The sequence below is a fragment of the Streptomyces azureus genome (assembly GCF_001270025.1).
Taxonomy (GTDB): Bacteria; Actinomycetota; Actinomycetes; order Streptomycetales; family Streptomycetaceae; genus Streptomyces; species Streptomyces azureus.
The window spans coordinates 75,086-98,192 of the sequence record NZ_DF968254.1; the positions used below are offsets into that span (position 1 = coordinate 75,086).

17 protein-coding genes and 1 pseudogene are annotated in these 23,107 nt (G+C 69.3%); 10 read left to right on the forward strand and 8 right to left on the reverse strand.

The window, feature by feature from the left end; translation table 11 throughout:
• Positions 1-100 precede the first annotated feature (100 nt).
• From AOQ53_RS14445 to AOQ53_RS14460, 4 genes are read left to right on the forward strand one after another with little or no spacing between them, the layout of a single operon-like run.
• On the forward strand, positions 101-2,656 hold the full coding sequence (locus AOQ53_RS14445) for a sensor histidine kinase (RefSeq protein WP_059417444.1): 2,556 nt from the start codon (positions 101-103) through the stop codon (positions 2,654-2,656).
• A complete protein-coding gene (locus AOQ53_RS14450) occupies positions 2,653-3,336 on the forward strand; it encodes a response regulator (protein WP_059417445.1) in 684 nt (227 codons plus the stop codon). Before AOQ53_RS14445 ends, AOQ53_RS14450 begins: the two co-directional genes overlap by 4 nt.
• Positions 3,337-3,388: 52 nt before the next feature.
• Positions 3,389-3,787 carry an OB-fold nucleic acid binding domain-containing protein gene (locus tag AOQ53_RS14455; RefSeq protein WP_078945308.1) on the forward strand — a complete coding sequence of 133 codons (399 nt, stop codon included), beginning with the start codon at positions 3,389-3,391 and terminating at the stop codon, positions 3,785-3,787.
• A 3-nt stretch (positions 3,788-3,790) separates the two neighbouring features.
• Entirely contained in the window at positions 3,791-4,522 is a 732-nt protein-coding gene (locus tag AOQ53_RS14460) for a DUF3159 domain-containing protein (RefSeq protein ID WP_059417447.1), read from the forward strand.
• Between the two features lie 125 nt (positions 4,523-4,647).
• Here AOQ53_RS14460 and AOQ53_RS14465 read toward each other — a convergent pair whose 3' ends face one another.
• Both AOQ53_RS14465 and AOQ53_RS14470 read right to left on the reverse strand, forming a co-directional pair.
• On the reverse strand, positions 4,648-5,325 hold the full coding sequence (locus AOQ53_RS14465) for a potassium channel family protein (protein ID WP_059417448.1): 678 nt from the start codon (positions 5,323-5,325) through the stop codon (positions 4,648-4,650).
• Positions 5,325-5,996: a potassium channel family protein gene (locus tag AOQ53_RS14470; protein WP_059417449.1), complete on the reverse strand. Its 672-nt coding sequence runs from the start codon at positions 5,994-5,996 to the stop codon at positions 5,325-5,327. Before AOQ53_RS14470 ends, AOQ53_RS14465 begins: the two co-directional genes overlap by 1 nt.
• A gap of 247 nt (positions 5,997-6,243) precedes the next feature.
• On the opposite strand from AOQ53_RS14470, the gene AOQ53_RS14475 reads away from it, so the two are divergent.
• The 6 genes and pseudogenes from AOQ53_RS14475 to AOQ53_RS40955 all read left to right on the forward strand — a co-directional run.
• Positions 6,244-7,188: an adenosine kinase gene (locus AOQ53_RS14475; RefSeq protein ID WP_059417450.1), complete on the forward strand. Its 945-nt coding sequence runs from the start codon at positions 6,244-6,246 to the stop codon at positions 7,186-7,188.
• A 515-nt stretch (positions 7,189-7,703) separates the two neighbouring features.
• Entirely contained in the window at positions 7,704-9,755 is a 2,052-nt protein-coding gene (locus AOQ53_RS14480; protein WP_059417451.1) for an APC family permease, read from the forward strand.
• A 126-nt stretch (positions 9,756-9,881) separates the two neighbouring features.
• The gene (locus AOQ53_RS14485; protein ID WP_059417452.1) at positions 9,882-11,210 is read left to right on the forward strand and encodes a class I SAM-dependent RNA methyltransferase; all 1,329 of its coding nucleotides are present in this window, start codon (positions 9,882-9,884) and stop codon (positions 11,208-11,210) included.
• A gap of 424 nt (positions 11,211-11,634) precedes the next feature.
• On the forward strand, positions 11,635-11,829 hold the full coding sequence (locus AOQ53_RS14495; protein ID WP_037672007.1) for a ribbon-helix-helix protein, CopG family: 195 nt from the start codon (positions 11,635-11,637) through the stop codon (positions 11,827-11,829).
• A complete protein-coding gene (locus tag AOQ53_RS14500; RefSeq protein WP_059417454.1) occupies positions 11,826-12,218 on the forward strand; it encodes a type II toxin-antitoxin system death-on-curing family toxin in 393 nt (130 codons plus the stop codon). Before AOQ53_RS14495 ends, AOQ53_RS14500 begins: the two co-directional genes overlap by 4 nt.
• A 630-nt stretch (positions 12,219-12,848) precedes the next feature.
• Positions 12,849-13,064, forward strand: a pseudogene (locus tag AOQ53_RS40955) (IS110 family transposase); the annotation flags it as partial.
• A 28-nt stretch (positions 13,065-13,092) separates the two neighbouring features.
• On the opposite strand, the gene AOQ53_RS14505 reads toward AOQ53_RS40955, so the two are convergent.
• The 6 genes from AOQ53_RS14505 to AOQ53_RS14530 all read right to left on the reverse strand — a co-directional run bounded on the left by AOQ53_RS14505 (position 13,093) and on the right by AOQ53_RS14530 (position 23,104).
• Positions 13,093-13,851: a hypothetical protein gene (locus AOQ53_RS14505; RefSeq protein WP_059417455.1), complete on the reverse strand. Its 759-nt coding sequence runs from the start codon at positions 13,849-13,851 to the stop codon at positions 13,093-13,095.
• Positions 13,852-14,362: 511 nt separating this feature from the next.
• Complete coding sequence (locus tag AOQ53_RS14510; protein ID WP_059417491.1) at positions 14,363-14,713, reverse strand: hypothetical protein; 351 nt, start codon at positions 14,711-14,713, stop codon at positions 14,363-14,365.
• 8 nt (positions 14,714-14,721) lie between these two features.
• A complete protein-coding gene (locus AOQ53_RS14515) occupies positions 14,722-19,482 on the reverse strand; it encodes a putative T7SS-secreted protein (RefSeq protein WP_059417456.1) in 4,761 nt (1,586 codons plus the stop codon).
• Between the two features lies 1 nt (position 19,483).
• Positions 19,484-20,149 carry a hypothetical protein gene (locus AOQ53_RS14520; protein ID WP_059417457.1) on the reverse strand — a complete coding sequence of 222 codons (666 nt, stop codon included), beginning with the start codon at positions 20,147-20,149 and terminating at the stop codon, positions 19,484-19,486.
• Positions 20,139-20,477, reverse strand: a complete 339-nt coding sequence (locus AOQ53_RS14525; RefSeq protein WP_059417458.1) for a hypothetical protein — start codon at positions 20,475-20,477, stop codon at positions 20,139-20,141. Before AOQ53_RS14525 ends, AOQ53_RS14520 begins: the two co-directional genes overlap by 11 nt.
• Positions 20,478-21,493: 1,016 nt before the next feature.
• Entirely contained in the window at positions 21,494-23,104 is a 1,611-nt protein-coding gene (locus AOQ53_RS14530; protein ID WP_059417459.1) for a HoxN/HupN/NixA family nickel/cobalt transporter, read from the reverse strand.
• Positions 23,105-23,107 lie beyond the last annotated feature (3 nt).

Consider the following 23,107-nt stretch of genomic DNA (forward strand, 5'->3'; position numbering starts at 1 on the left):
GTCAAAGGCGGCCCCACTGCCGCGCCCGGAACCCATATGTCGTGATTGCTGGCCGTAAGGTCGACGCTGCGCAGTCGGCAGACCGGAAGACAATGAGGCCATGGGACGCGGCAAACTTCGGATCTACCTCGGTGCGGCACCGGGCGTCGGCAAGACGTACGCGATGCTGTCCGAGGCGCACCGCCGCGTCGAGCGGGGCACGGACTGCGTGGTGGCCCACGTCGAGCACCACGACCGCCCCCGCACCGAGGTGATGCTGCACGGCCTGGAGCAGGTGCCGCGCAGGCGGCTGGAGCACCGCGGCGGCGTCTTCCACGAGATGGACCTCGACGCCGTCCTCGCCCGCCGCCCCCAGGTCGCCCTGGTCGACGAACTCGCCCACACCAACATCCCCGGCTCCCGCCACGCCAAGCGCTGGCAGGACGTGGAGGAACTGCTGGCGGCCGGTGTCGACGTGATCTCGACCGTCGACATCCAGCACCTGGAGTCACTGGGCGATGTCGTCGAGTCGATCACCGGGGTGCGGCAGCAGGAGACCGTGCCGGACGAGGTGGTGCGGCGGGCCGACCAGGTCGAGCTGGTCGACATGTCGCCCGAGGCGCTGCGGCGGCGGATGGCGCACGGCAACATCTACCAACCCGACAAGGTCGACGCGGCCCTGTCGAACTACTTCCGCCCCGGCAACCTGACCGCCCTGCGCGAGCTGGCGCTGCTGTGGGTGGCCGACCGGGTCGACGCCTACCTCACCCAGTACCGCAGCGATCACCGGGTGTCGAGGATCTGGGGCTCGCGCGAACGGATCGTGGTCGGACTGACCGGCGGCCCCGAGGGCCGTACGTTGATCCGCCGGGCCGCTCGGCTGGCCGATAAGGGCGCAGGCGGTGAGGTGCTGGCCGTCTACATAGCCCGCAGCGACGGTCTGACCTCGGCCTCGCCGAAGGAACTGGCGTTGCAGCGGACCCTCGTCGAAGACCTCGGCGGAACGTTCCATCATGTGGTCGGCGACGACATACCGGCCGCGCTGCTCGCCTTCGCCCGCGGTGTGAACGCCACCCAGATCGTGCTGGGCTCCTCGCGCCGCAGGAGTTGGCAGTACGTCTTCGGGCCCGGCGTCGGCGCCACGGTCGCCCGGGAGTCCGGGTCCGACCTCGACGTGCACATCGTCACCCACGACGAGGTCGCCAAGGGCCGCGGACTGCCCGTGGCCCGGGGTGCGCGCCTCGGGCGGTCCCGGCGGGTGTGGGGCTGGATCGCCGGGGTCGCCGGCCCGCCGGTTCTGGCGGCGCTGCTCAACGCCGTCGACCTCGGCCTCGCCAACGACATGCTGCTGTTCCTGGCGCTGACCGTGGCGGCGGCCCTGCTCGGCGGGCTGATGCCGGCGCTGGCCTCGGCGGCGGTGGGCTCCCTGCTGCTGAACTACTTCTACTCACCGCCCTTGCACCGGTGGACCATCGCCGACCCGAAGAACATCGTCGCCATCGTGATCTTCGTGGCCGTCGGCGTGGCGGTGGCCTCCGTGGTCGACCTCGCCGCCCGCCGCACCCACCAGGCCGCCCGGCTGCGGGCCGAGTCCGAGATCCTCTCCTTCCTCGCGGGCAACGTGCTGCGCGGCGAGACCGGCCTGGAGGACCTGCTGGAACGGGTCCGGGAGACCTTCGGCATGGAGTCGGCGGCCCTGCTGGAGAGGTCGAGCGACGTCGAGCCGTGGACCTGCGCCGGCCGCGTCGGGCGGGGACGTCCCGTCGAGCGGCCCGACGAGGCGGATGTGGACATGCCGGTCGGGGACCACATGGCGCTCGCGCTGGCCGGCCGCGTCCTGCCCGCCGAGGACCGCCGCGTGCTGGCAGCCTTCGCCGCCCAGGCCGCCGTCGTCCTGGACCGCCGCCGGCTCCAGGAGGAGGCCGACCGGGCCCGCACCCTCGCCGAGGGCAACCGCATCCGTACGGCGCTGCTCGCCGCCGTCAGCCACGACCTGCGCACCCCGCTCGCCGGGATCAAGGCGGCGGTGACCTCCCTGCGCTCCGAGGACGTCGAGTGGTCCGAGGAGGACCGGGCGGAGCTGCTGGAAGGCATCGAGGAGGGCGCCGACCGCCTCGACCACCTAGTCGGCAACCTGCTCGACATGTCCCGGCTCCAGACCGGCACGGTCACCCCGCTGATCCGCGAGATCGACCTCGACGAGGTGGTGCCGATGGCGCTCGGCGGCGTACCCGAGGGCAGTGTCGACCTGGACGTCCCCGAGACCCTGCCCATGGTCGGCGTGGACCCCGGGCTGCTGGAGCGGGCCATGGCCAACCTCGTCGAGAACGCCGTCAAGTACAGTCCGCCCCGCACGCCCGTGCTGGTCGCCGCCAGCGCGCTCGCCGACCGGGTCGAGGTACGGGTGGCCGACCGGGGGCCGGGCCTCCCCGACGAGGCCAAGGACCGCATCTTCGAGCCCTTCCAGCGCTACGGCGACGCCCCGCGCGGCGCCGGCGTGGGACTGGGGCTCGCGGTGGCGCGCGGCTTCGCCGAGGCCATGGGCGGCACGCTCGACGCCGAGGACACCCCGGGCGGCGGGCTCACCATGGTCCTCACCCTCCGCGCGGCGGGACCGCGCCCGGAGCTTGACCACGTGGCGGAACACACAGCCGAACCGGAAAGGCAGGCCTCATGACCCGTGTGCTGGTGGTCGACGACGAGCCGCAGATCGTGCGCGCCCTCGTGATCAACCTCAGGGCACGCACGTACGAGGTCGACGCGGCCCACGACGGCGCCACCGCCCTCCGGCTCGCCGCCGCCCGCCACCCCGACGTGGTCGTCCTCGACCTCGGCCTGCCCGACATGGACGGCGTCGAGGTGATCAGGGGCCTGCGCGGCTGGACCCGGGTGCCGATCCTGGTGCTGTCGGCCCGGCACTCCTCCGACGAGAAGGTCCAGGCGCTGGACGCGGGCGCCGACGACTACGTCACCAAGCCCTTCGGCATGGACGAACTGCTGGCCCGGCTGCGGGCCGCCGTGCGCAGGGCCGAGCCGGCCGGGGGCGGTGAGGACGACGTGATCGTGGACACCGGCGAGTTCACCGTCGACCTGGCCGCGAAGAAGGTCAACCGCGCAGGGAAGGACGTACGGCTGACCCCCACGGAATGGCACCTGCTGGAGGTCCTCGTCCGCAACAGCGGCCGACTGGTCGGGCAGAAGCAGTTGCTCCAGGAGGTGTGGGGGCCTTCGTACGGGACGGAGACCAACTATCTGCGCGTGTACATGGCGCAGCTGCGGCGGAAGCTGGAGGCGGATCCCTCGCATCCGAAGCACTTCATCACGGAGCCGGGGATGGGCTACCGGTTCGAGAAGTGAGGTCCTCGCCCGGGGCTACGTGGCTGTCAGCACGCCCCGGTAGGCTCTAGACATGAGTGCTGTTCCTCGTTCGCAGAAGCAGGCGGGCCGGTTCCGGCGCATGCTCGACCGGCTCTCCTCGTCGCAGGAGGACCTGGAGTCCGAGGAGCTGCGCGAGGACGCCGAGACCGCGGGCTGTATCCGGATCGGAGACTGCCAGGACCGGCAGATAGTGACGGTTACTGGTACCTTGCGCACGGTCACCCTGCGGCCGCGCGCCGGAGTCCCGGCCCTGGAAGCCGAGCTGTTCGACGGCTCCGCGGCGCTGGACGTGGTGTGGCTCGGCAGGCGCTCGATCGTGGGCATAGAGCCGGGGCGCAAGCTGATCGCATCGGGCCGGATCTCCATGAGCCGGGGCCGCCGGGTGCTGTTCAATCCCAAGTACGAACTGAGACCCCTCGGACGGGAGTAGCCGGTGACGTCGCTCGACAAGCCGACCGAAGAGACATCTGCGGACGACGCCCGGGCGGTGACCGAGGCCGCCCTGTTCGAAGCGTTCGGCGGCGTGCGGGGCATGGTCGAGACGGTGCTGCCCGGCCTGCTGTTCGTCACCATCTACACGATCAACAAGGACCTGCACCTGTCGGCGATCGCGGCGCTGGCCGTGTCGCTGGTGCTGGTCGTGGTCCGGCTGGTGATGAAGGACACCGTCAAGCACGCCTTCAGCGGTGTCTTCGGCGTGGCCTTCGGTGTCGTCTTCGCGATGATGACCGGCAACGCCAAGGACTTCTACCTGCCCGGCATGCTCTACACGCTGGGCCTGGGACTCGCCTACATCATCACCACCCTGTGCGGTGTCCCGCTGATCGGGCTGATCCTCGGCCCGGTCTTCAAGGAGAACCTCTCCTGGCGCACGCGGAACCCCGGCCGCAAGAAGGCGTACGCGAAGGCCAGTTACGCGTGGGGTGCGATCCTGCTCGCCAAGTGCGCGATCCTCTTCCCGCTGTACTGGTGGGCCGACACCACACAGCTGGGCTGGGTCCTGGTCGCCCTGAAGATCCCGCCGTTCCTGCTCGCCGTATGGCTGACGTGGGTCTTCCTGGCGAAGGCGCCCGCGCCCATCGACGTGTTCGCGGAGATGGAGGCGGAGGAGAAGGCCGCGGAGGAGAGGGAGCGGGAGGCTGCTGCTCGGTCCGCCGAGCAGTGAACCTCCAGAGCTGAAAGAACCTCAGAGCTGAAAGGCTCCAGAGCTGAAAGAACCTCCAGAGTTAAGGAAGGGGCGTCCCGGAAACCCGGGGCGCCCCTTCCTGCTCGCTCACCGAAGGGCCCAGCTCAGCTCGCCGCGCTGTCCCGGCGTACCGACAGCAGGTCCTCCAGCTGCTCCTCACGGGCCTGTGCGGCCACGAAGAGGAGTTCGTCGCCCGCCTCCAGGGAGTCCTCCCGGGAGGGTGTCAGGACGCGGGTGCCGCGGATGATCGTGACCAGGGACGTGTCCTCGGGCCACTCGACGTCGCCGACCTGCGTGCCGGCCAGGGCCGACTCCTCCGGCAGGGTCAGCTCGACCAGGTTGGCGTCGCCGTGGCTGAAGCGGAGCAGGCGGACCAGGTCGCCCACGCTCACCGCCTCCTCGACCAGGGCCGACATCAGACGCGGCGTGGAGACGGCGACGTCCACGCCCCAGGCCTCGTTGAACAGCCACTCGTTCTTCGGGTTGTTCACCCGGGCGACCACCCGCGGGACGCCGTACTCCGTCTTGGCGAGGAGCGAGACGACCAGGTTCACCTTGTCGTCGCCGGTCGCGGCGATGACGACGTTGCAGCGCTGGAGCGCCGCCTCGTCCAGGGACGTGATCTCGCAGGCGTCGGCCAGCAGCCACTCGGCCTGCGGGACGCGTTCGACCGAGATGGCGGTCGGTGCCTTGTCGATCAGCAGGACCTCGTGGCCGTTCTCCAGCAGTTCGCCCGCGATCGAGCGGCCGACCGCGCCGGCTCCGGCAATGGCGACCCTCATCAGTGACCGACCTCCTCTTCGGGGCCCTTGGCGAACGCCGCCTCGACCTTGTCGATCTCGTCGGTGCGCATCATCACATGCACCAGGTCGCCCTCCTGGAGCACCGTCTGCGAGGTGGGCAGGACCGCCTCGCCGAGCCGGGTCAGGAACGCCACGCGCACGCCCGTCTCCTCCTGGATCCGGCTGATCTTGTGGCCGACCCAGGCGGTGGAGGTGTGCACCTCGGCGAGCTGGACGCCCCCGGTGGGGTCGCGCCACAGCGGCTCGGCGCCCGAGGGGAGCAGGCGGCGCAGCATCTGGTCGGCCGTCCAGCGGACGGTCGCGACGGTGGGGATGCCCAGGCGCTGGTAGACCTCGGCCCGCCGCGGGTCGTAGATGCGGGCGGCGACGTTCTCGATGCCGAACATCTCGCGGGCCACGCGCGCGGCGATGATGTTGGAGTTGTCACCGCTGGAGACGGCGGCGAAGGCGCCGGCCTCCTCGATGCCCGCCTCGCGCAGGGTGTCCTGGTCGAAACCGACCCCGGTGACCCGGCGGCCGCCGAAGGAGGAGCCCAGGCGGCGGAAGGCGGTGGGGTCCTGGTCGACCACGGCGACCGTGTGGCCCTGTTGCTCCAGGTTCTGCGCCAGGGCGGAGCCCACCCTTCCGCAACCCATGATCACAATATGCATCGCGTCACACCGTGCTTCCTACGGGCCCTCTGACCATCAACATTGTCCTGCTCATGTCTCTCTTTCGGCTCGCCAGGCACCACGTCGCGGCCTGAGTGCGGGCCGCCAGGCAACATCATGCCGGTGGAATCACGTCATGATGCCTTCCGGGGCCGGTGCCGCGTTCGACTGCCCGACTCCAACGTATCGGCAAAGTCGAGAGGGTTGCCGAGGGCCCTGCCGGCCCTCGGCGGGGGAGGAAGCCGACATGAGCAGCGAGATCGACGTCCTGGTCCTGGGCGGCGCGGGCGTGGACACGATCGTGCACGTGCCCGAGCTGCCCGTGCCGTTCGCCGACAGCCACATGATCCGGCCCGGGATCGTGACGCGCGCGGGCCAGAGTGGTGACTTCGTCGCGCTGGCCGCGAGCGCGCTGGGGCTGCGCACGCACCACGTCGACATGCTGGGCGACGACCCCGAGGGCGACCTGGTCCGCGCCCTGCACCGCGACCGCGGCATCGCGCTCACCGCCGTGCCCCAGCCGCTAGGCACCAAGCGCGCGGTCAACCTCGTCGGCCCCGACGGCGGACGGCTGTCCCTGTACGACGCCACCCGCTCGGCGGAGACGGACCGGCTGCCCGAGGCCACGCTGCGGAAGCTGGCCGCGGCCAGCCGGCACGCCCATGTCGTCATCACGCAGCCGTGCGCCCACGCGCTGCCCCTCCTGCGCGAGGCGGGCCTCACGATCTCCACCGACCTGCACGACTGGGACGGGTCCAACCCCTACCACGAGCCCTTCGCCCACCAGGCCGACCTGGTCTTCCTGTCCAGCACGGCACTGGCCGACCCGGAGCGGACCATGCGGCGGATCACCGAACGGGGCCGCGCCCGGGCCGTCGTCGCCACCGCCGGGGCGCACGGGGCGTACCTGCTGACCGACGGCGAGCTGACCCACGTACCCGCCGCCACGCCCCCGGCACCGGTCGTCGACTCCAACGGCGCGGGCGACGCCTTCGCCGCCGCGTTCCTCCACGCCTGGCTGAACGGCGCCCCGCCCCGCCACTGCGCCCTGCACGGCGCGGTGGCCGGGGCGTACGCCTGCACGGTCCCGTCGACCCGGACGGACAGCATCGGGCGGGAGGCGCTGCTTGCCGGGGTGGCGGAGCTGGAGCGGGCCAGGGTCAGCGGCGGACAGTGCGACGGAAGCCCGTGACGTCTGCCCCGCGGCCACGGCTCGTGTCTCTAGTGCCCCGGCAGGCAACGTTCGCCCCGTCGCGACGCCCGCTCGCCGCACCGGCCGAAAGCCCGAGTGCATCCAGTACGAGGGCTTCCGGCCGGCACTCCCCCAAGCTCTTCGAGCAGGGGGTACCCCCAGAGCACGCACCGGGCGCCGCTCCTTGACGGGCGAACGTTGCGTTCCGGGGCACTAGCGCGTCCCCGGCGACACGTCCTTGCGGCGGCTGATGCTCCGCAAACTCGCCACGGTGAGGATTCCGAGGACGAACAGTGTGGCTGCGGCGCCGATCAGTTCTGCGGTCGGGTGCATGGGGCCTCCAGGGGCGGCGACAGCCGGGGACGGACGGGGCTCAGTCATATAGGCATGGGAACCGGGTGACCTGCGCAATCCGCAGCCGCAGCAGCCCCTGAATTCACTCGGAGAGCAGACGGAGCGCCGATGGGGGGTGGCGGGTGGGCGAGCCCGCAATCGAACGCTTACGATCCTCTGTTGTGTCCAAACTGACCGACGTGCCCAAACGGATCCTGATCGGGCGCGCACTGCGCAGTGACCGGCTGGGGGAAACACTCCTGCCGAAGCGCATCGCACTACCCGTCTTCGCCTCCGACCCCCTGTCCTCCGTCGCGTACGCGCCGGGGGAGGTGCTGCTGGTCCTGTCGATCGCGGGTGTGACGGCGTACCACTTCAGTCCGTGGATCGCCGTCGCGGTCGTCGTGCTGATGTTCACCGTGGTGGCCTCCTACCGGCAGAACGTGCACGCCTACCCCAGCGGCGGCGGCGACTACGAGGTGGCGAACACCAACCTCGGCCCCAAGGCGGGCCTGACGGTCGCGAGCGCGCTGCTCGTCGACTACGTCCTCACCGTCGCCGTGTCGATCTCCTCCGGCATCGAGAACCTGGGCTCCGCGATCCCGTTCGTGGTCGAGCACAAGGTGCTCTGCGCGATCGGCGTGATCGTGCTGCTCACGCTGATGAACCTGCGCGGCGTGAAGGAGTCGGGCTCGCTCTTCGCGATCCCGACGTACGTCTTCGTCGCGGGCGTCTTCACCATGATCGCCTGGGGCGCCTTCCGCGGACTGGTCCTGGACGACACCATGCGGGCACCGACGGCGGACTACGTCATCAAACCCGAGCACCAGGGCCTGGCAGGCTTCGCACTGGTCTTCCTGCTGCTGCGCGCCTTCTCCTCCGGCTGCGCCGCGCTCACCGGCGTCGAGGCGATCTCCAACGGGGTCCCGGCCTTCCGCAAGCCCAAGTCCAAGAACGCCGCGAACACGCTCGCGTTGATGGGCCTGCTGGCCGTCACCATGTTCTGCGGCATCATCGCGCTGGCCGCCGCGACCGACGTCCGCATGGCCGAGAACCCGGCCAAGGACCTCGTCCACAACGGCGTTCCGCTCGGCCCGGACTATGTGCAGCACCCGGTGATCGCACAGGTCGCCGAGGCCGTCTTCGGCGCGGACAGCATCCTGTTCATCGTGCTGGCCGCAGCCACCGCGCTGGTGCTGTTCCTCGCCGCGAACACCGCCTACAACGGCTTCCCGCTGCTCGGCTCGATCCTCGCCCAGGACCGCTACCTGCCGCGCCAGCTGCACACCCGCGGCGACCGCCTCGCCTTCTCCAACGGCATCGTGCTGCTCGCCGGCGCCGCCGGACTGCTGGTGTGGATCTACAGCGCCGACTCCACCCGCCTGATCCAGCTCTACATCGTCGGCGTGTTCGTGTCCTTCACGCTCAGCCAGACCGGCATGGTCCGGCACTGGAACCGCCACCTGGCCACCGAGCAGGACAAGGCCAAGCGCCGCCACATGGTCCGCTCGCGCGCCATCAACGCCTTCGGCGCCTTCTTCACCGGCCTGGTGCTGGTGGTCGTCCTCGTCACCAAGTTCACGCACGGCGCATGGGTCGCCCTGCTCGGCATGGTGATCTTCTACGCGACGATGACGGCCATCCGTAAGCACTACGACCGGGTCGCCGAGGAGATCGCCGCCCCTGAGGGCCCGAGCGACGACAGCGTACGGCCCTCCCGCGTCCACTCCGTCGTCCTGATCTCCAAGATCCACCGCCCCGCGCTGCGTGCCCTGGCCTATGCCAAGCTGATGCGCTCGGACACCCTGGAGGCGGTGAGCGTCAACGTCGACCCGGCGGAGACCAAGGCGCTGCGCGACGAGTGGGAGCGGCGCGGCATCGACGTACCGCTGAAGGTCCTGGACTCGCCCTACCGCGAGATCACGCGGCCGATCATCGAGTACGTCAAGGGACTGCGCAAGGAGTCGCCGCGGGACGCGGTGTCCGTGATCATCCCCGAGTACGTCGTCGGCCACTGGTACGAGCATCTGCTGCACAACCAGAGCGCTCTGCGGCTGAAGGGCCGGCTGCTGTTCACGCCGGGGATCATGGTGACCTCGGTGCCCTACCAGCTCCAGTCCTCCGAGGCGGCCAAGCGGCGGGCCCGCAGGCAGCAGGAGTGGAACGCGCCGGGTTCGGTGCGGCGGGGGCCGGCGCAGGAGCGGCCGAGGGAGTCCTCGGACCCGAAGGCCTGAGGGCGGTCGGCTGCTCGTGTCGAAACGGGCGTGAATCGGCCGGGCGGCACCCACGTAGACTGGTGGGCTGTTGTCCGGCCGATTTTCTTCGGCCCTTTCCCCTCACGTTTTTGGAGTCACCCCACCATGCAGGCAGAACCGAGGAAGTCGCTGGTGGGGGAGGAGTACGAGGTCGAGATCGGCCCCGTCGCCCACGGCGGCCACTGCATCGCACGCACGTCCGAGGGTCAGGTGCTGTTCGTCCGGCACGCGCTGCCCGGTGAGCGGGTCGTGGCGCGGGTGACGGAGGGCGAGCAGGGCGCCCGGTTCCTGCGTGCGGACGCGGTGAAGGTCCTGGACGCCTCCAAGGACCGGATCGACGTCCCCTGCCCGTTCGCCGGCCCCGGCCGCTGCGGCGGCTGCGACTGGCAGCACGCCAAGCCGGGCGCGCAGCGGCGCCTGAAGGCCGACGTCATCGCCGAACAGCTCCAGCACCTCGCCGGGCTCACCCCGGAGGAGGCCGGGTGGGACGGCACGGTCGTGCCCGCCGAGGGCGACAAGGTACCCGCGGGCCAGGTCCCGTCCTGGCGCACCCGCGTCCAGTACGCCGTCACGGCCGACGGCCGCGCGGGTCTGCGCCGGCACCGCTCCCACGAGGTGGAGCCGATCGACCACTGCATGATCGCCGCGGAGGGCGTCAGCGAGCTGGGCATCGAGAAGCGGGTCTGGACCGGCATGGACTCCGTCGAGGCGATCGCGGCGACGGGTTCGCAGGACCGCCAGGTGATCCTCACGCCGAAGCCGGGCGCGCGCCTCCCGCTGGTCGAACTCGACCACCCGGTCTCGGTGCTGCGCGTGGACGAGCGTTCCGGCGGCGTCCACCGCGTCCACGGCCGCCCCTTCGTCCGCGAGCGCGCGGACGGCCGGACGTACCGGGTCGGAGGCGGCGGCTTCTGGCAGGTCCACCCCAAGGCGGCGGACACCCTGGTGACGGCCGTCATGCAGGGCCTCCTGCCACGCAAGGGGGACATGGCCCTCGACCTCTACTGCGGCGTCGGCCTCTTCGCGGGCGCCCTCGCCGACCGCGTCGGCGAACAGGGCGCGGTCCTCGGCATCGAGTCCGGCAAGCGGGCGGTGGAGGACGCGCGGCACAACCTCGCCGAGTTCGACCGCGTGCGTATCGAACAGGGCAAGGTCGAGAGCGTGTTGCCGCGCACGGGGATCACGGAGGTCGACCTGATCGTCCTGGACCCGCCGCGGGCCGGGGCGGGCCGGAAGACGGTGGAGCATCTGTCGTCCCTGGGGGCGCGGCGGATCGCGTATGTGGCTTGTGATCCGGCGGCGCTGGCGCGGGACTTGGGGTACTTCCGGGATGGGGGGTATCGGGTGCGGACGCTTCGGGCGTTCGATCTGTTTCCGATGACGTCGCACGTGGAGTGTGTTGCGATCCTGGAGCCAGCTGACAAGGGTGTCTGACCTGCGGTTTTGTGGCCAGGGTAGAGCGCTGGACCTGTTTCTCTCCGTACAGCGGTTCGAGCGGACGGTGTTCCTCGCAACCTTCCTGACCTGCGCACTCATGAGGGAGGCGCTGCATCGGAGGGCGCCGTCAAGGTCTCGTCCGGAGATTCTCGACGCTCGCATGACGCTCGAAGCGTGAATCTCAACCTGCCGGACCTCTCCGGCCCGGGCCGCGCGGACCGGTTCCATCGGCACGGGCAGGGACTCTGGTACGTGCGTCCCGCTTCGCCTCCCCGGCGGCGGTGCGAGTTGCCATCTCGGCCTCACGCTTCTTGGAGCCGAGAGCGCGGTGCGTACGGGCCGCAGAATCCGGCGGCGTGGTCTGAAGCCGAGTGGCTGTTATCACCTCGCCGTCTTGATACCAGTCCGGTATCATGCCTGCATGGCGATGACACTCCGACTCCCCGACGACCTTGACGCGAAGCTCACCGAGCGGGCTCGTCGGGAGGGCCGCAGCAAGCAGGAACTTGCCATTGAGGCCATCCGTGACGCCCAGAACCGGGCCGAGCTGAAGGTCGATGACGTTCTGGCCGAACTCATGGACAGCGATGCGGAGATCCTGGACTACCTGAAGTGACGGACGTGCGCTACATCCAGATCGACGAGATCCTGGCCATCGCCCGCACGGTCAACGGTACCGAGCACAGCGTGCGTGACATGGGACTTTTGGTGTCAGCGATCGAACGGCCCCGGACGAACGTGTTCGGAGCCGAGCTGTATCCCACGCTGCACGAGAAGGCTGCGGCATTGCTGCACTCCGTCGCCCGCAATCACGCGCTGATCGACGGCAACAAGCCCACCGCCTGGCTCGCCATGCGCGTCTTCCTGCGGTTCAACGGCGTGAGCGCCAGTACCGTCCCGCCGCCCGTCTCCGTTGCCGGCCCGTTCGTCGAGGAAGTCGCACAGGACGACATCGATGTGCCGGCCATTGCCAAGCGCCTGTCGGCCTGGTTCCCCGTTTCCTGACGTTCGACGGCGTGAGATACAGGACGGAACAAGGTTCCGTGAGCGGTGCTGGCTCCTGGCAGTCGGCCGATCGTGCTGGCCTCGTCCTGTGGGGGCGTCCGTTCAGCGGATTGAGCCTTCGCCAACTTGAAGTCGCAGGTCAAAGGGCTGTGACCAGTTCTCGGGATGCTCACGCTGGTCGTCGGCGGCTGTCTGCGGAGTAGATGGTTTGTCAGCGGTTGACTTCGAGGTTCGCCAGACCGAGAAAGGCGCGCTCGATGTGCTACCGCGCGATCCGAGATGCCGCGGTCTCGTCGCCGGGACCGGCACCCTGACGGCAGGGCCCGTGGGGATCAGCGGCAGAAACCGCACAGGCAAATAGAGCCCCCCCGTCATCTTCTTCGCGGTCCTGCAAGAGGGCTGCTGGCCTCCGGGCCCGGCATGACTGTTGCCCCCTGTCGATCGGATGACCCTGGGGGGTGGTGTCACCGGGCCCGAGGGGTGCCGTCGGAGACGCTGATCAGAGGTCCGGCCACCGCCCGGCCCAGCGCAATGCCGGGCAGCTCGCGGGCGGCAGGTCTGCATAACGTGGGTGCGCGCGAACGGCCCCACCGCCGAGGCCGGCACAGCATCGACGCATAGGGGGGCACGGTGATCGACATCGACGAGACGGGCGTCTTTCTCGGCCTGGACGTCGGCAAGAGCAACCATCACGGCCACGGACTCACCCCGGCCGGGAAGAAAGTCTTCGACAAGGCCCTGCCGAACGGCGAACCCCAACTGCGGGCCGTCTTCGACAAACTCAAGGCCAAGTTCGGCACCGTCCTGGTGGTCGTAGACCAGCCCGCCTCCATCGGCGCCCTGCCGCCCCCCGTTCCTTGGTCTTCGTCCTCGTTCACCAGTTCCCGTAGTCCTCCACGTAGGTGGCGATCAGCTCGAGCAGGGCTTCGGCCCGGTGCCGGTCCTCGCGTTGCTCGCGCAGGGCCTTGTCGGCGCCCTGGAGGCGGGCCAGGGCGGCCGGTTCACCGTCGACCAGGTCGTCGACCACCGGCGTGGTGACCAGGTCCAGGCATTCGGTGAGCAGGCGGCGGGTGGCCGGGACGGGGGGAGCAGGGTCGGGGGCGGCGAAGCTGGTGGTCAGGTAGCGCGCGGGGTCGGTGAGGCTCCAGCCGACGACGGTTCCGTGCTGGACGAGGAGCGCCACGTCGGGGGCGATGCCGAGGCCGGCTTCCAGCGGTTCGTCGAGGACGTCGAGGTCGCGTAGGCAGGTGAGCACGGTGTCCTCGGGGGCGCGGCACAGCACCGTGCACATCTCATGCCGGAAGTCCCGGACCTCGTCCGCGCGGAGCCCGCCCCGGCGTACGGCGGGCATGACGGGAAGGCGGGTGGAGGTCTCGGCGGCGGCGTACACGTACGGCAGCTGGAGTTCGGCCCCGACCAGCTTCCGGCTGTCCGGGGCGAACCGGAAGACGTCCGGCGTGTCCCACAGCCAGTGCTGGCTGCCGAAGGTGTCCGCGAGCAACCGCTCACGCTCGCTCACGTCCGCGTACCGCGCGAGATCCACGGAGTCGCCGGTGAAGCGGGGAGTGATGTGCAGCGGATCGTCCGTCACTGTTGCGCGCCAGTCGCCGTCAAACGACAGTTTCGTGGTCATTCCTGCCTCATCTGATCTGCACTCCTGGGGCCAGGTTGCCGAACTCCTCGTTCCCTTCCCACCAGGTGGCGTTGCTCATCGGCCGGTCTCCATCACGATGTACGTCCGATAATGGGTCGGAGTGAGTACGCCGATCTGTCCGACCCGGTCACGACCCTCTCACCGCCCCATCTCGGGTTGTCGATCGACTTTGTAGGCGCCGTTCTTCCCGCTGTTCTCGAATGGCTTGGGGATGGACGGCACCATGACCGGATTGAGCGCGAGTGTGAGGCCAGGGGGTCTGGAAGCCGTGTAGCGGCCGGTCTCGGGGTCGTAATGGCGGAAGAGTCGCAGTGGAGGCTGGATTCGACCCAGAGCGTGCTGCGGGTGTGCCAGGACGAACCGAGCTGAAACGCGCCGCTCACCAGTCGCTTTGCTTGCTGGGGCGTTAGTTGACGTCTTTCCTGTGGCGCAGCACGTGGAATATGTGGCAATCCTTGAGCCTGCCGGAAGAGCCTCTGACGCCTGCCTACTATTGGAACAGGAGGCGGTCGCGTACCGAAAGGTGGGGTGTCACCTGAATCTCCATGGTTCCCGTGCACTCGCCCGTGTGGAAATCGATGGAAATTTGCTTTGTGGATTGACCTGAGGTGAATGAAAGGCGAGTTGCAGATTCACGGAAGAAATCCAGCATCTCGATTCCCTGCTCGTTCATCCAGCGGATCCTCACCGACCTCGCCAATGCATCGTAGGAAAAAATGAGAGATTGCCCCGAATTGTCCTGCACGGTGAGAATCCGTGCGCCACTCTCGTCCGAATCCGGCCATTCTCCGATGGCCTCGTAGATCTCTTCGTCGTCGGGGATGAGGAACTCTCGGTACACGTCCGCCTTCACTTTCCACTGTACGGCGGCCAGTGGTCCAGGCTGCCGTGAATGCTTACATTCGGGCCACTGCCGCGGAAGATGACTGTGGAGAGTCTATGCCCGCCGTCCGGCAGGATCTGCCAGGTGCTCTCGACACCAAGTGCTCCGTGCGGGCCGTAGAGGACCGATTCGGTCACGCCGAATTCACCGCTTCCGCCGGGCCACTCCTTGTTGAATGTACGCCCGAACGGCTGTTGGGAGCTGTGTGCCAGATGATCGGTGACGTATTGCCGCATCTCTGGCGTGTCCGGTATGCCGATCCGGTGGAGTTGCAGTTCGTTCTGGAGCGCCCTCGGTGAGTTGTGCGAGTCTGGCTTGATGTCCTTGTTGAAAAGGTAGTCGAGCTTTCGGGGATCGATCTCCGCGTTTCCCGCCCGATCTTGATAGGGAGAAAGGCCCAGTGGGTCCGACCAGGTGTGTGGATTGTGGACGTAGGCGGCCGGGTTGGGCGCGGGAGCGAGTCCGAGCGGATCCGGGGTGAGATAGCGGGCCGTGGCGGGGTCGTAGTGCCGGAAGAGGTTGTAGTGGAATCCGGTTTCGGGGTCGTGATACTGGCCGGGAAAGCGGAGGGGGGTGTAGGCGGTGCTGCTCCGGTTCCAGGCGGTGGTGCCCCAGAGGGTGGACCGGGTGTGCCAGGCGATGTCCCCGTTCTCGGCGACCAGTTCGGTCGGAGTGCCGACGAGGTCCGTGACGATGGCGAAGAAGCGGCGGTCGATCTCCCGCTGACCCGCGTCGCGGGAGAGGATGCGTTCGGTCTGGGTGAGGGGAATCGAGCCGCGATGGTCCCAGGTGAGTGCGACGATGTCCGGCACGTCGTGGGAGACGGTCGTCTGTTCGCACAGGACCATGCCGTCCCAGGTGAAACGGGTTTCCTCCAGGACGGACTCACTGTCGTCCGCGAGAAGCTGCTTGGCGATGCGGCGGCCGAGTGGGTCGTAACGGTACTTCCAGAGGGCGCCGTCCGGCGTGACGACCGAGGTGAGGCGGCTCTCGGAGTCCCATGAGTAACGCCAGGTCTGCGTCTTGCGGGACAGACGGGTCCGCTGTTTGAGGACTACGCGCCCGAGACGGTCGTGCTCGAAGCGGCTGTCGCCGGCACGGGTGATCGTCGTGCCAGTGTACGTGCGAGGGCCGGTTGCCTCGTGGCCCGGATGGGTTGAGGGCCAGGAGGCTTCGGTCTGATTGCCGACGACGTCGTAGGCGTAGCGTTCGGTCCACCCGTGGGCGTTGACGGTGGTGACACGGCCGACGTTATCGAGTTCGAACGACCGCGTGCCGGACAACTGATCGGTCACGGAGGTGAGGTGACCGTCGGCACGGTAGGTGTACGTACGGCTGTTCAGGGTCTGTCCACCGGCCGTGAAGTGCTGGGCGGAAAGCCTGCCGACTTCGTCCCGGACGGATGACAGAGTCATTGTGTCGCCGTAGGAACGGGACACTTCACGGTCTGCGGCGTCATGGGTGAAGCCGACCTGATGGCCGCTCACGGCCATCAGGTCGAGGCGGCCTGCCACGTCATAGGTATACGTGGTGACATGGCCGGTCGGGGTCACCCGTCGAGTCCGGCGGCCGAGTGCGTCGTACATGTAGGTGACGGCGCGGCCGTCGACGAGTTCGGTCTTGAGTAGGCCGCGTCGGTCGTACTGGCGGATCAGGTCGCAGTTCGGGCCGGATGCCTGCAAGAGGCGTCCCGACGCGTCGTACGCGTAGGTGGTGGTCCTGCCTCCGGCGTCCTTCCTGATCATGCGGCCGAGCTGGTCGTGCTCCAGGGAAAGGACACTGCCGAGGGCGTCGGTCCGGGAAACCAATTGCCCTGCGGCATCGAGACGGTAGCTGAGGGTTCTGCCGTCGAAGTCGGTTTCCGATACAAGGCGGCTCGCCGGGTCGTACTCATAGCTCCAGGTGAGGCCCTGGGGGTTGGTTACCCGGGTCAGGCGCAGGTCGGTGTCGTGCTCGAAGTCGTAGCGGGATCCGTCCGGTTGGATGCGGGCAGCGAGGAGATCGAAGTGGGTGTACTCGAAATGGGTCACTCCTCCGGCCGGGTCGGTGTGGGTGAGGCAGTTGCCTTCGCCGTCGTAAGTCCATGACTCAGTGGCGCCGTCCGGGGCGGTTCGGCCAACGAGATTGCCGTCTACGTCCCAGACGAAGCGAGTGACTCCGCCGACCGGGTCGGTGATGTGTATCACTCTGCCGAGGGCGTCGCGTTCCAGTCGGGTGGCTCCGCCGGCCGGGTCGGTGACCTCCGCCGGCAGGCCCGCCGGGTCGCAGACCCTCCGTGTCGTAGCGCCGAGGGCGTCGGTGACGGAGATCAGGCGGCCGTGCTGGTCGTACCCGTAGCGCGTTGTGTGTCCGGCCGACTCGGTGACCGAGGTGCGGTTGCCGCGCTCGTCGTATGCGTAGGTCGTGCGGTGTCCGTCCGGACCGATCACCTCCACCGGCAGGCCGAACGGGCCGCGCACCGTGCGCAGCACGCTCCCGTCGGGCCGAGTGGCGGACACCACTTGGCCCTCTTCGTCGTAGGTGTAGACGGTGCTGCGGCCCAATGGGTCGGTGCGGGTCAGGAGGTTGCCGCGCGCGTCGTAGGTGAACCGGGTGGTGTGGCCCAGCGGGTCGGTGGTGGCGATCACCCGGCAGCGGTGGTCGATGAGGTGGCGGGTGGTGTGTCCGCCGGCGGTGGTGAGTGTGGTGGTGCGGTGGCCGGTTTCTGGGTCGGGTTCGGTGTAGGCCAGGGTGATCTGGACGTGGCCTGCTTCGCCGCCTTCGGCGATGACGCGGTCGCGATCGTCGTAGATGTAGTCGTAGCGGCTGTTGTTGGAGTCGATCCAGGCGATGACGCGGCGGCGGTCGTCGTAGACGAAGGTGGTGGTGGCACCGGAGGGTTTGGTGACGGTGGTGAGGTTGCCGTCCTGATAGCCGTAGCTCATCAGGGGCAGGTCCGCACCGCCCTCGCCCGCGCCGGCCAGGGACAGGGCGGTGACCAGGCCGTCGGCGACGGACAGCTTCACCTGGTGGCCCGCCGAGTGGACCAGGGCCAGCGGCAGGCCGTCCTCGCCGCGGTCGACGGTGATGGTGTGGCCGTTGCGTTCGGTGATGCCCGACAGCCATGCGACGCCGTCGTCCCCCGGTTCGCTGCCGGGCGGGGCGGTGAAGTGGAAGATCAGGCCGCTGTCGGGGTCGGTGACGGTGTAGTCGCCGTCGGCGTCGCGGGCCAGCAGGGTGCGGGCTCTGCCCGATGCCGGGGTGGTGGGCGCGCCGGGGACCGGGTGCGGGTACGGGATCAGGAGCCCGTCGGCGGTGACGTGGATGACGCCGACCGCATCGACCTCCAGTCGTTCGTCGACGGTGGACGTCCAGGAGGGGCCCAGGAAGCGGCCGGCCGTGCAGCCGGACTCGGTGCGGCGGGTGAAGAGCAGCGGCAGGATGCCGGGGATCGTCAGATCGGTCTGGGGCAGGAACATCCGGCCGGAGGCGAGGTCGACGGGGTCGGTGCCGTCGGTGGTGCGCTCGCCGTCGGGGCGGTTGTGGGTGCCGTCGGGGGCGTCGTCGACCAGCTTGCGCGCCCGTGCGGCGTCGGCGGCCTCCTCGGCGATGCGGATGCCCTTCACCGCGGCGCCGCCGCCACCGGTGGCGGCGGTCAGCGCGAGGTCGGGGATCAACCTGCCGAAGCCCTCGGCCGGGTCCTTCATGAAGTCGCTGACCATCTGCTTGCCGGTGCCGACCGGGTCGTTGGCGGCGACGATCAGTCCGGCGGCGAGGCTGTTGAGGGATGTGGCGTACTCGGCCGGGTGCGTGATGTTGTACGGGTCGACGGGGTTGATGCTGCGGACGAAGTTGAGGATGCCGGCCGTGCCCTTGATGATGCCGCCGCCGACGTGGTCGCCCATGATCTGGAACTCCTGGAGCCCGCCGGCCAGTTGCTCGGCGTAGGAGGGCTTCTGCGGGGCCATGTCGCGGGCGGCGCGGACCGCGGTGCGCGCTGTCTCCGCCGCCGAGTTCCGCTGCTTGCGGGCCTCGGCGAGGATGTCCTGGGCCTCCTGCATCAGCTTCTTGCCGGGGTCCTCGAACGTCGCCGCGGGCCTGGGCGGGAGGGAGGCCGGGTCGCGCTTGTCGGCGGGCTGGGCGTTGTAGCGGTCGACGGCGCTGTTGAAGTCGTCGACCTTCTTGCGGTGGGCCTCTGCGGCGTCCTCGGAGGCTTTGACGCCCTCCTTCCACTTGTCGATCGCCGTCTGCGCCTGTGCCTGCGCCCAGGTGATCGTGCCGGCGAACGCGTCGAGCGCGCCGAGCGCCTTCGCGCAGGCGTCGGCGGCGGCGTACCACTTGGGCGGCTGGGTGCTCACCGCGGTGCGCAGCGCTTCGGCCGTCTCGCCCTTGAGCCGGGAGGAGTCCAGGCCCTTGAGACCGTCACCGGCGTCGTCGAAGGCCGTCTGGAAGGCCCGGAGTTTGTCGGCGGTGGCGTTGATCTTGCTTGCGCTGCCGTGGATCAGCTTGGTCTTGTCCTCGGTCTGCCCGAGGTCCATCTCGTCGACCTCGGCGCCCATGCGGTTGGCGACCGAACGGGACTGCTCGCGCACCCAGTCAGCACCGGACTCCCAGCCGACGTCGTTCAGCCGGTCGGCGGTCCAGTTGCCGGCGTCCTCGACCCGGTTGCCGGCCCATTCGACACCGTCCTCGACCGCGTTCTCGACCGAGTCGGGCGTGATGTCACTGATGAAGTCGCCTATACCCACGTCAGTTCCCCCCGGACTCACCCTGCTGCTGCGCCTGCTGCGCCTGCTGGGCGCGTTCCTCAGGCGACGGGCCGAAGGTGTTGTCCAGCGCCTGGTTCCACTGGTCCTCGGAGACCCCCGACGCGTCGATGATCGCCTGCGACCGCCGGCCGCCCTCGCCCTCGGTGAGAACCGTGCGGCCGGTGTCCTTCCAGGTCTGGGTGATGTCCTGACCGGCCTGGTCGAAGGACTCGGCGCTCCAGTCCGGGTTCAGGTAGTCCGGCGTGACGATGTCACCCCAGCCCTGCTGGGCGATCTCCTCCTCGGTGGCGTGCGGGTTGCCGCCCATCACGGAGTTGACGCCCACCTTCAGGGTGCCCTCGACGTACTGGTCGTGCTCCCACTGGGTGCCCGCCGCCAGGCCGAGGCGGTTCGCGAGCGCGCTGGCGTCGCCCACCAGGGCCCGCACGCCCCACTCCCAGCGCTCGCAGAAGTCCTCGAAGTCGACCGAGAGGCCGTGGTGCCCGGCCTCCATCCCGGTCATCGCCAGCTCCGAGAAGCCCTTGCCCAGCACCGAACCGGTGGCGCCGCCCAGATCACCGAGCCCGTCGATGGTCGCGCCCACGCCCTGCTTGAACTTCGCGACAGACGCCTTGTCGAATTGCAGGTCGGCCCCGTCAACGCCCATGGCCGCGCCCCTCCTCCGCCTCGCCGGTGTCGACGGCGACGCCGTCCGCGACGATGCCGACGACCGGTGGGAAGAACATCGACCCGTCCTCGGTGGCGATGTCGACGGCGAGGCCGGTGGGCTCGTCGAGGGACGGCACGACCTCGTCGACGATGCGGGCGCCCAGCAGCGCCGCGTAGTCCATGGGCTGATCACCGGATGCGTGCAGCAGAGCGAACCGGGCCAGTGCGGCCTCGTCGGTGAACCCGCAGATCCACCGCACCCCGCCCGACCACGCCGACCAGAGCCCTCCACCGGCCGTCGGCACCAGAAGGACCGAGCGCCGCATCTCACCGACCAGCGCCCGAGGGTCACCGACTCCGCTTCTCTGCTCGGCAATTCGCTCAGCGAGCGCTGTCCTTGTCCGCTGCACGGCCTCTCCCCGTCCTAGGTGACTGATGGCACCGTAGATCAATACGCACGCGAACATGTCGGCGGTTCTCCTGAAGGCTCATCATGGCCCTGCATGTCGCCCTCAGTTCGAGACCGCTGTCGAGACAGGACCAGCCCTCACGGTGCAGATTCGCGCCAGGAGCCGCGTGTGCAGCTTCGGCATGTCCGTCACGCGGCCGCCCTGGTGCGGGACGCGAGTTGGGGGAGGCGCCCCGGATCAGGCGATGTGCAGCGGCAACTCCACGACCCCCTGAGTGGGGCCCTGCAACAGGTCCAGCGACTCGGCAGGCGCCGCCGGAACTTCTCCCGTACAGCGCGAGGTCTCACCGCCGCGGTCGAGGAACTGGTGGCTGACGTCCTGTTGGCTCGCCTGGTCGAAGCGATTGAGTATCGTATTGCGGCATGTTTCCGATGGCGTCGCACGTGGAGTGCGTGGCGGTTCTTGAGCCTGCGGCTAAGCGGCTAAGGGTGCCTGACCTGCGGTTTTGTGTCCCGAGTGGTTCGCTCGACCTGTTTCCTTCCGCGAGGCGGGTCGAGCAAACCGCCTCACTAATTGCAAGTCGCTGACCTACGGTTTCAGAGTGCGGAGGCTGTCCCCCGACCGTGGGTGCCGGTTGCTGTTCGTACTTCTTGACGCTCGAGTGACGCTCAGATGGGGAGCCCGACGCAGAGGCACGATTCTGTTGGCAGGTGCGATTGCCGGAGATCGAGCGATGGCTACCGAGAGGACCGAGTCGGCAGAAGGTGGGTGCGTCGGGGCGCACCCAGTTGCTCACGTCGGCCGATCCGGAACCTCTTGACGTCCTGCGCTTCGCGGCTGCCTTTGCCGACGGCGGCGCGGGTGAGGTCGAAGCTGTACACCCTGACCTGTGGTTCGCTGGTCTCCCATGTCTGGTTGCACTTCTTCGGGGTTCAGAGTGTGAGCAGGCTTCGCAACGTGAGGCTGATGCCTACGGTGAGGACGGCGAGAGCGGTGAGAACCGTCGCGTAGCGGGTGTATCGGCGCAGGGAGGGCAGGCGGCGTTCACCAAGAGCGGCGAATCTGCGTCCGCCGCCGGAGAGCAACAGGCCGGCGGCGGTCAGAGTGAGGGCCATGCCGAGGCCGTAGACGACGACGAGCAGGACGCCGAAGAATGTCCGGCTCAGTGCGATGGCGCCCAGCAGGACGACGAGGGCCGACGGGCTGGGCACCAGACCAGCCGCGAGTCCTACGCCGAGGAGCGCGGGGAGGCCGGTGCGGCGCGGCATCTTCCCCGCACGGGAGTCGGTCTCGTGCGCGTGGTCGCCATGGCCGTGAGAGTGGCCGGTCCCGTGCCGGTCTTCATGACCGTGGGGGTGGTCATGACGGTGGGGGTGACCATGCGCGTGAGTGCGTTCCCGTGTCTCGCTGTGCGTGTGCCCATGGCTGTGCCCGTGGTGCCAGCGTGCCGGGGGCCGTCCCGCCCGCAAGGCCCGTACCGCCGTCACCGCCAGCACCATCCCCAGCACCGCGATCACCGCACCGCTGATCGCCCCCAGCCATCCCAGCAGTCGCTCCCCGACGAATCCGCCGCCCACGGTAAGGATCAGGCCCATGGCCAGGACCCCGGCGGTGTGGGTAGCCGTAACCGTCGTCCCGACCGCGAGAGCGGCGCGGACGCCGCCTTGCCGGCGGGCCAGACAGGCGGCGACGACGAGTTTGGCGTGCCCGGGCAGTGCCGCGTGGCCCGCGCCCAGGAGCAGGGTCAGCAGGGCGGCGAGGAGACCCACCGGCACAGTGAGGTCCCGGCCCGCGGTCAGGCCGGTGAGCCGGTGCTCCAGCGCCGGAAACAGCACGGTGCCCCGGTCCGCAGCCTGAACTGCTGGGGCCTCGTCCGGTTTTACCGGCCCGGAGGCGCCGTAGGTGGCCCCGCCCGGCCCTGGTTGGGTACGCAGCTCGGCCTTGACCACATCGAGCGGCTGCTCGTCCCCGTCCCGCGGGTAGTGGCGCAGCACATCGCTCGGGCTCTTCGACGGAACCGACGAACCGGCCAGCCGTACGCGGTCGCCCGGGACAGCGGTGATCTCCTTCCAGCCGGTCCGTGTCACATCCGCCCCCGAGGCGAAGGCAACGTCGGCGGGCCGGGAGAGCGCGGCGTCAGCCCGCAGGATGCAGGTCAGCCGGGCGACAGGGACTCCCGCGGCCCCTCTCCCGTACGTCAGGGTGGAGCGGCCCACACTCCAGGCGAGGCGCTCGCCGGCCACCGAAACGCGGGTGCGGTCGGCGAGTTGGGCACATCGCTCGGCTGCCCGGTCCGCCGCTTCGGCTGGTGAGATCGTCCCGTCGCGGTCGGTGTCCGTCGCTTCTTCGTCCTGTGCGGTGGGGATCTCCGCACTGTCGACGACCGCGGTGTCCTCGATCCGGTCGTGCGACAAGCGCAGTCCGTCGTAGTGGTTGACGCTGAAGTTACCCAGCGGGTGGGCTTGAGCCGTCGGTGCGGCGCTCAGGCCGAACAGGACGAGCAGGGGCGCCGCGACGACCGCCGCGCGGCATGGAAGCTTCATCGA